3 protein-coding genes are annotated in these 1,854 nt (G+C 75.0%); 2 read left to right on the top strand and 1 reads right to left on the bottom strand.

Going from position 1 to position 1,854, the window contains the following annotated elements; genetic code table 11:
• Positions 1–578, bottom strand: a 578-nt coding sequence (locus tag L0B03_RS17330; RefSeq protein WP_250448193.1) for a hypothetical protein, incomplete at its 3' end; no start/stop codon positions are given.
• A gap of 56 nt (positions 579–634) precedes the next feature.
• On the opposite strand from L0B03_RS17330, the gene L0B03_RS17325 reads away from it, so the two are divergent.
• Positions 635–1,312: a DUF6226 family protein gene (locus tag L0B03_RS17325; RefSeq protein WP_250448191.1), complete on the top strand. Its 678-nt coding sequence runs from the start codon at positions 635–637 to the stop codon at positions 1,310–1,312.
• 133 nt (positions 1,313–1,445) lie between these two features.
• Positions 1,446–1,854 (top strand): DivIVA domain-containing protein (locus L0B03_RS17320; protein WP_250448189.1); only part of this gene is annotated, 409 nt, incomplete at its 3' end.

The following is a 1,854-nucleotide window of genomic DNA, read 5'->3' as shown; positions in this document are numbered from 1 at the left end:
CGCGCCTCGTGCTCGCGGCGCAGCGCCTGGATCTGACGCTCGCGCGCCTCCGTGGTCTCCCGGCGCGCTCGGACGACGACGCCGGCCAGGACCGCGAGCCCTACGGTGCCGGCGGCCTGGCCCAGGGCGGCGCCCACGGTGAGCAGCGTGAGCACCGCACCCTCAGGCAGGGCGAGCAGCGTGCCGAGCCCCATCAGACCGGCGGCGGCGGCGAGGGCGGGAGCGGCCCGCCGGAACGGACCCGAGACGGTGGTGGCGTAGGCGGCCACCAGCAGCGGGACGGTGGTGGTGCCGAGGGCGTCGTCGAGGCCGACGAGGCCCCCCACCGGCACCGCCCCGGCGACGGCGACCAGCACCACCCGGGGGTGGAGCCGACGCCACAGCAGCGCGACGGCCTGCGCCGTGATGACGCTCAGGCCCAGCCACCACGCGAGGGTGCCGGGCGTGGGTGCCTGCATGGCCACCTCGGGGTCCATGGCGGCGATGGCCGGCATCGACAGCAGCAGCGTCCCCGCGACGAGCCAGGTCCCGGCAGCCACCGCGACGTCGGCGGCGCGAAGGCGGGGAGGCGGGGTCACAGGAGTCATCCTGGCAGTGGGGGCACGCTCGGCGCTGAGCGCCGTAGGTTCGTGGTGTGGAGATCACCGTCGCGGACCTGCAGGCGCTCGTCCTCGCGCGGTACGACCGGCTCGACCTCCCGTCCTGGCCAGACCCCCGGCCCGACGGCGGATCGCCGCGCGAGGAGGAGTACTCGCGCGTCACCGACCCGGGGCGCTACCGGATCGTCCACGAGCGAGCGCGGGTGTGGGCCGCGGTGCTCGCCGAGGTGCTCGGCGCGAGCGTCGAGGAGATCGCGCCGTCGACGGGCCGTGACGGCCAGCGCGGGTTCGACCGCGGCCTGCGCGTCACCCCGCAGCGCCCCGACGCCCTTGCCCTCCTCCTGCTCGAACGGGACGTCCCGCAGGAGGAGGCCGACGCCACGCTCGCCGTCCTGGAGGTGTGCGTGAACCGGCCCGACGTCGTCGTCGCGCTCCAGCCGGGCTGCGGCTGCGACGCCTGCGACAGCGGCTCGCAAGACCTCCTCGAGGCGGTCGACGCCGCCGTCGTCGAGGTCGTCGGTGGGCCCTTCGTCGTCCTGCGGGGCAAGACGTGGCACGTGCAGTGGCACCCGGGCGGGGGTAGCGCCAGCAGCGACGGCCGGGGACCCGACGTCGATGTGGCCTTCGACCTCTGCCGACGCCTCGCCGCAGGGGAGACGGTGCACATCCCGCGGCACACCGAGGCCTTCCACGGGAGCTCCTGGCTGGGCTGAACGGGTGCTCTTCACCCCCTCCGGGCGTCGATCGTGGCCGAGCCTGCGCTAGCGCGGGTCCTCGCCCCTACCGTGATGCCCGACGGGGGAGAGCGCCGGCCGTGATCGGTCGGCGCCAACAAGGGGGTTCAGCATGATCAGCGCTGCCGAGGTGCGTTCCGCGAGGTTCACGCCCACCAAGTTCCGCGAGGGCTACGAGCCCGCGCAGGTCGACGCCTTCATGGCGCGGGTAGCCGCAGGCCTCGATGTCGCCGCGACCGGTGAGGCGCCCGGCGTGACGGCCGAGGACGTCCTGAACGCCAGGTTCAAGGCCACCAAGTTCACCGACGGTTACGACCAGAGCCAGGTCGACGAGTTCCTCGACCGCGTCGTGGTCGCGCTGCGCGGCGGCGGGGGTGCCGGCGACGGGCCGGCAGGTCAGCCCGCCGAGCCCATCAACGCCGCCCGGCTTCGCACCGAGCTCGCGTCGCTGCAGCCCCGGCGGATGCGCGCCGGCTACGACCCCGAGGCGGTCGCGACGATGGTCAACGAAGTCGGAGGCC

This window comes from Actinotalea sp. C106, assembly GCF_023630195.1.
GTDB lineage: Bacteria > Actinomycetota > Actinomycetes > Actinomycetales > Cellulomonadaceae > Actinotalea.
This window is presented reverse-complemented; position numbering and strand designations above follow the sequence as displayed.